This is a genomic window from Nonomuraea insulae, assembly GCF_042656245.1.
Map to the genome: position 1 here is coordinate 127,427 of NZ_JBHSPA010000010.1, position 5,345 is coordinate 132,771.

The window sequence follows — 5,345 nt, forward strand, 5'->3', positions numbered from 1 at the left end:
CGTTCTTTGGCACGGACACGGCCAGGAACTACGCGATGCTGGCCCTGCTCGCCCTGGGCCTGGTCGGGACGGTCTACATCGCCCGTCAGCGGGCGTACAACCGGCTGCAGTTCCGGCTCTCCTCCCCCATCACCGCGACGTTCGTGGGAGCGACCGTGCTCGGGGCGCTCTACAACGTGTTCCTGCGCCCGCAGGAGCCGGGCCCGCTGTGGCTGGCGGCCGATGTGCTGGTCGCACTGGTCGCGTCCGCGCCCCTGCTGTACGGCGCGCTACGCATCCGCGCAGCCGGTGACCAATGAGTCATCCACGGCACGCGCTCGACGAAGTCATCCACGCTCCGGTGCGGCTTTCGATCATGGCGATGCTCGCGGCGGCGGAGACGGTCGAGTTCCGCCTCCTGAAGGACACGATCGAGGTCAGTGACTCGTTGCTGTCCAAGCACATCCTGACGCTGGAGAACGCGGGCTATGTGCGGGTGACGAAGGTCTTCGTCGGCAAACGCCCCCGGACCTGGCTGGCGCTGACCGACGAAGGGCGCGAAGCCTTCCAGAACTACACCTCCACACTCCGGCAGATCACGGAGGGGCTCCCTCGCCCCGAGGCGCGGGGGGTCACCCCTGATGCCCGCTAGGGCGCGTATTCGGTTGTGATCAACAGATGGTCCGGGCGAGGTCCTTGTGCCAGATCATCGAGGCGCGAAGGTAGAGGCCGGCGAGGTAGCTCGCGGGTGTCTTGTCGTACCGCGTAGCGATACCTCGCCACGCCTTCAGCTTGTTGATCAGCCGCTCAACGGTGTTCCGCGCCTTTGTAAAGATCGGCGTCGTGGCTGACGGGCCTACCGCCCTTACTGCCCTTCTTCTTTCGGTTGGCGGCCTGGTCCTTCTTCTCCGGGATGACCGCCTTGATACGACGTTTGCGCAGGTGGGCGCGATTACCGCGCGACGGGTACGCCTTGTCTCCGGCGACTGCGTCAGGCCGGGTGCGGGGACGGCCGACGAGCTCGCGCACCCGCACCTTCTTCAGGACGGGGATGAACCGCGGGCTGTCCGCCGCCTGGCCCGCGGTCAGGACGAACGCCAGCGGGCGGCACCTCCGGTCGCCGGCGACGTGAATTTTGCTGGTCTGTCCGCCCCTGGAGCGTCCGAGGAGGGCGGCCTTCAGCCGGTAGTCGTCTTGCCAGGCGGGGTCGGTGGCGGCTTGGTGGCGGGCGGCGGCTTGCAGGTCGTGGTGCGGGCGGATGGTCACGATGCGGCCGGTTTTGGCGGTGGTCTTTACGTCGTGTCCGGTCTCGTCGCGGTGTTCGACGAGGTAGGCGGCACGGTCCAGGGTGACCGAGGCGTGCCAGGCCGGGCTGTCGGTCTCGGGCAGGATCACCAGGCCGGACAGGTCGAGCTGGATGGGCCCGTCGAACGCGGCGAAGAAGTTCACCCAATTCTCCCGCGACATCGGCCCGCCGCTGAACTCCAAGGGCGGCATCAGGTCGAACGCGGCGAACCTGTCTGGTGCGTAGAACGTCATCATCGCGTCGACGTCCTTGGCTTCGAAGCTCACCTTCCAGCGGTGCACCGCATCCCGCACACTCGCTTCTGTGGCCGTATCGGTCGTGATGGTGTCTGTCATCTGCGGGTCCTTTCTCTCCGTCGCCTCCAGCCTGCGGGGGCGGCGTGGCGGCAACCATCCCGCGTTCATGCCGGTATGACTTGTACCCCCTTGGTCACCGACCGGATCGAGAGGACCGCGTCGGCGAGAGCATGCGTCCGACGGCCCGGAGAAGTGACCGGAACTCGGCGCGGTTGGGGTGGACGCCTAGCCGGGCGTACAGCATCACGTTGCCGTACTCGGCCATGCGCACGATCTTGCCGTCGGTGACGTCGAACCGAGTCAGGTAGGTGTTTCGGTAGGGCGCGCCGGTCCGGGCGACGACCATGTCACCGGTGCCGAGGAAGAAGACCTCGCGGCCGTTGGGGCTGACGGTCCACCGGTGGTTGCGCCAGACCAGCGGGTCGAACTTGTCGAAGATGCCCCGCGTGTACCCGAGCACCTCCTCCCGGCCGCTCACGTCCGCGACGCAGAGACCCCTGCGACGACCGGCGATGATGTCCGCGACACCCTGGTCGGTGGTCACCGCGTTCGAGTGCATGAAGAGCTGCTCGGCGTCGTCCCTGAGGGTGTCCTCGACGGCGCCGATGTCCTTCGCCTCGACGGCCCGGATGAACTCCTTCCCAGTCTCCAGCGCCGAGCGGGTGGTGGGTCGGGGGCCGGTCATGACAGCTCCTCCTTCGCGTCCAGGACGGCGGTCGTGGCGTCCCAGGACAAGAGCGGTTCACCGAGTGCCGGTGGCATGCCGAAGGACGCGAAGCGCGGCGTCCACCACCGGGTGAAGTCCGACTCGTACGCAAGGAGCCGCTCGGAGAACGTGGCCAGGTCGATGCCCTCGTCGAACTCCAGAGACACGATGAACTCCGCGCTGCCGTCCTGGTTGGGCTGCAGCCACATGCGTTCCTGGTGGTAGCCGACGACCCGGGCTCGGGTGCCCAGGCCTTCCAGGTGCTTCTCGTTCAGCTCCGACAGCAGGTTTCTGAACTCCTCCACTCGATCGGCCGGGATCGGGAACGTCCACGCTGTACTGGTCATACTTCCTCCGATGGCTCTGGTACCGCGGGAAGCGGCACACCATCGAGGATGCAAGGCCCCGCGACAGGCAGGAATGCTGCGCTGAAACTAGTACTGCCAGTGTCACCACGGGGAAAAGAGTGTCTGACCTGGGGAAGAATGGGCCCATGGCGAGCAATGATCGGAGCGACCTTGCGCACTTCCTGCGGCAGCGCAGGGCAGCGATGACCCCGCCAGGCTCGCACGGGCAGCCGAGAAGTTCCCGGCGGCGCGTGGCGGGGCTTCGTCGGCAAGAGGTAGCCGATCTCACTGGGATCTCCGTGGAGTACTACACGCGTCTGGAACAGGGCAAGGCTCCTCGACCGTCACGTGAGATCCTCACAGCCCTGGCGCAGGGCTTCGCTCTGACAGGGCCGGAGCGCGCCCACCTGTTCCGGCTGGGAGGCGAGTCCCCGCCCGAGCTAGCCACCCCCGAGTCGGTCGTCCGCCCGGGGCTGATGCGAATGCTCCGGGGGCTGGACGAGACGATGCCGGTCACCGTGCACGACGGCCGGCTCGACCTCCTGGCCCGGAACAAGCGCGCGGCTGAGCTGCTGCCACCCTTCGACGTGACCGGCCGCTTCGGTCGCAACCTCGCCTACCAGGCTTTCACGACCACCGCCCTCACCGGCTTGCTCGGTGACGGTGCCGACCAGTTCCTGCGCGTCGCAGCCGCCGAGCTGCGCACCGCGCTGAGCCGATATCCCAACGACGACTACCTCCGCGGCATGCTCGCGGAACTCACCGCGACCAGCCCGACCTTCCGCGACTACTGGGAACGCGGCGAGGTCATCGCGTGGCGATCGGCAACCAAACAGCTGCACCACTCCACCTACGGCCGGGTCAGCTTCGACATCGAGCTCCTGCACGACCCGGAACGAGATCACTGGGTCATGCTCTACACGCCCCGCGACGACGCCTGATCTCTGCCACATCTACCGCCCGGCGAAGGGCGCTAGGGTCCTTCCCGACTGACCAACTGGTGCTGCAGCCGCTTAGCACTCCAGCACCGGTTTTCGGCTGGACTTTCCCGAACTAAGCCGGGCACGTATCCGCGATGAGTTCTGGGACAAGGGCTACGCGGCGACATCGATGGACGACCTGCTGCGCGTGAGCGGGCTGGGCAAAGGCAGCCTCTACGGGGCGTTCGGGGACAAGCGCAGCCTGTTCCTGCGGGTGCTGCGCCACTACGACGACGCGAATCTGCTGATGTTGCGCGAGCGTCTGGCATCCGCGGCGCAGGGGATCGACCTGGTGCGCGAGTTCGTGCTCAGCCCGACCGGCGACCCGACCGGAGCGGTTGCGCGCCGGGGTTGCCTGCTGGCGAACAGCAACGCCGAACTCGCCACCAGCACTCCGGACGTGGCCGCTGAAGCCCGCCGCAGTTACGACGCGATCACCGCCGCGCTCACCGCGGCACTGGAGCGCGCCCAGCGCGAAGGAGACCTCGACCCCGACACCGACCCCGCCGAGACCGCCCGCGCGGTCCTGGTCGCCCAACTCGGCCTCATCGCGCTCGGGCGCACCGGTACGGACATCGACGTGCTCTCCACGGCGGCCCAGTCCGCCCTGGCGCGGCTCCTGCCCACCCCGACGCTGCCCGCCCCGACGCAGTAGCGACAGCTCAGCCGTCGACCTGTAGCGCCGCAGCCTGCCACCTGCCCCGAGCCCTCGGGGGTGCGCTCTCAAGCTGCACGCTACGACCATTCTTGACTACTCGGTCCATATCTGAGAGGGTTGTGGACGCAACAGTCCATAACCTCGAAGGGGAACGGCATGGCCGTCTTGGCGGACAAGGTCGCCGTAGTCACCGGGGCGGCACCGGCATCGGGTTCGCGACCGCACGCGCGTTCCGCGACGAGGGCGCCAAGGTGTTCATCACCGGTCGCCGCAAACAGGTGCTCGACGCCGCGGTCGCCGAGCTCGGCCCCGACGTGACCGGCGCGCTCTGCGATTCTTCGGTGCCCGCAGAGCTCGACGCGTTCTACCGGACCGTGCGCGATCAGGCCGGACGCATCGACGTGCTGGTCGCCAACGCCGGCATCGGCACCGCGGCTCCGTTCGGCGAGGTGACGGAGGAGCTGATCGACTCAGTGTTCGCCACCAACGTCAAGGGGACGATCTTCACCCTGCAGCAAGCGCTGCCGCACCTCAGCACAAACGCATCGGTGATTCTTACGGGTTCGACCGCCGCGACACGGCCCAACCAGGGGCTCGAGGTCTACGCAGCGTCGAAGGCCGCGGTCCGCAGCCTCGCCCGCGGCTGGGCCCTCAGCTCGCGCGCACATGGCTTTCGGGTCAACGTCGTATCCCCGGGCGGTGTACGCACCCCCGGGCTGCTCGAACTGATCCCGCCCGAGATGCTCAAGCAAGCCGAAGGCCGCATCCCCCTTGGCCGCCTCGCCGAGCCCGAGGCGTGTCTCGGTAACCTGACGGCGCGCGCGGACACCCACGTGCATGGCGAGGGCGCGCATCGTGCCCAGCGCACGGTTGGCCGGCACGAACCACTGGCGCTTCAGCCGCGCCATACGCTGATGCGTGGTGATGAACTGTCGCAGCCCCGCCTCCCACGTCGCCGGCGACCGGGGGTGCCGTCCGCTGGCGTTCGTCCTGACCGCGGGCCAGGCGGCGGGCAGCCCGCGGTTCATCCCCGTCCTGAAGAAGGTGCGGGTGCGCGAGCTCGTCGGCCGTCC

Annotated in this window: 6 protein-coding genes and 3 pseudogenes; 6 read left to right on the forward strand and 3 right to left on the reverse strand. The window is 68.1% G+C overall.

Features of this window, described 5'->3' with window-relative positions:
- Both ACFPZ3_RS07425 and ACFPZ3_RS07430 read left to right on the forward strand, forming a co-directional pair.
- Positions 1-299, forward strand: a 299-nt coding sequence (locus ACFPZ3_RS07425) for a hypothetical protein (RefSeq protein ID WP_379513205.1), incomplete at its 5' end; no start/stop codon positions are given.
- Positions 296-631 (forward strand): winged helix-turn-helix domain-containing protein, encoded by a 336-nt coding sequence (locus tag ACFPZ3_RS07430; RefSeq protein ID WP_379513206.1) that lies wholly within the window; start codon positions 296-298, stop codon positions 629-631. The genes ACFPZ3_RS07425 and ACFPZ3_RS07430, both read left to right, overlap by 4 nt.
- Positions 632-650: 19 nt before the next feature.
- Here the strand turns inward: ACFPZ3_RS07430 and ACFPZ3_RS07435 are convergent.
- The 3 genes and pseudogenes from ACFPZ3_RS07435 to ACFPZ3_RS07445 form a co-directional block, all read right to left on the reverse strand.
- A pseudogene (locus ACFPZ3_RS07435) lies at positions 651-1,164 on the reverse strand (IS5 family transposase); the annotation flags it as partial.
- Positions 1,165-1,714: 550 nt separating this feature from the next.
- On the reverse strand, positions 1,715-2,266 hold the full coding sequence (locus tag ACFPZ3_RS07440; RefSeq protein WP_379513207.1) for a nuclear transport factor 2 family protein: 552 nt from the start codon (positions 2,264-2,266) through the stop codon (positions 1,715-1,717).
- Positions 2,263-2,634 carry a hypothetical protein gene (locus ACFPZ3_RS07445; RefSeq protein WP_379513208.1) on the reverse strand — a complete coding sequence of 124 codons (372 nt, stop codon included), beginning with the start codon at positions 2,632-2,634 and terminating at the stop codon, positions 2,263-2,265. Before ACFPZ3_RS07445 ends, ACFPZ3_RS07440 begins: the two co-directional genes overlap by 4 nt.
- 146 nt (positions 2,635-2,780) lie before the next feature.
- On the opposite strand from ACFPZ3_RS07445, the gene ACFPZ3_RS07450 reads away from it, so the two are divergent.
- From ACFPZ3_RS07450 to ACFPZ3_RS07465, 4 genes and pseudogenes are all read left to right on the forward strand, one after another.
- Positions 2,781-3,575: a helix-turn-helix transcriptional regulator gene (locus ACFPZ3_RS07450; protein ID WP_379513209.1), complete on the forward strand. Its 795-nt coding sequence runs from the start codon at positions 2,781-2,783 to the stop codon at positions 3,573-3,575.
- Positions 3,576-3,702: 127 nt separating this feature from the next.
- Positions 3,703-4,269: a TetR/AcrR family transcriptional regulator gene (locus ACFPZ3_RS07455; RefSeq protein ID WP_379513216.1), complete on the forward strand. Its 567-nt coding sequence runs from the start codon at positions 3,703-3,705 to the stop codon at positions 4,267-4,269.
- Between the two features lie 254 nt (positions 4,270-4,523).
- Positions 4,524-5,012: pseudogene (locus ACFPZ3_RS07460) on the forward strand (SDR family NAD(P)-dependent oxidoreductase); the annotation flags it as partial.
- 208 nt (positions 5,013-5,220) lie between these two features.
- Positions 5,221-5,345: pseudogene (locus ACFPZ3_RS07465) on the forward strand (IS5/IS1182 family transposase); the annotation flags it as partial.

Coding starts and splice junctions, on each gene's coding strand:
- ACFPZ3_RS07440 (WP_379513207.1), bottom strand. CDS start 2,266: ATGACCGGCCCCCGACCCACCACCCGCTCGGCGCTGGAGACTGGGAAG.
- ACFPZ3_RS07445 (WP_379513208.1), bottom strand. CDS start 2,634: ATGACCAGTACAGCGTGGACGTTCCCGATCCCGGCCGATCGAGTGGAG.
- ACFPZ3_RS07450 (WP_379513209.1), top strand. CDS start 2,781: ATGGCGAGCAATGATCGGAGCGACCTTGCGCACTTCCTGCGGCAGCGC.
- ACFPZ3_RS07430 (WP_379513206.1), top strand. CDS start 296: ATGAGTCATCCACGGCACGCGCTCGACGAAGTCATCCACGCTCCGGTG.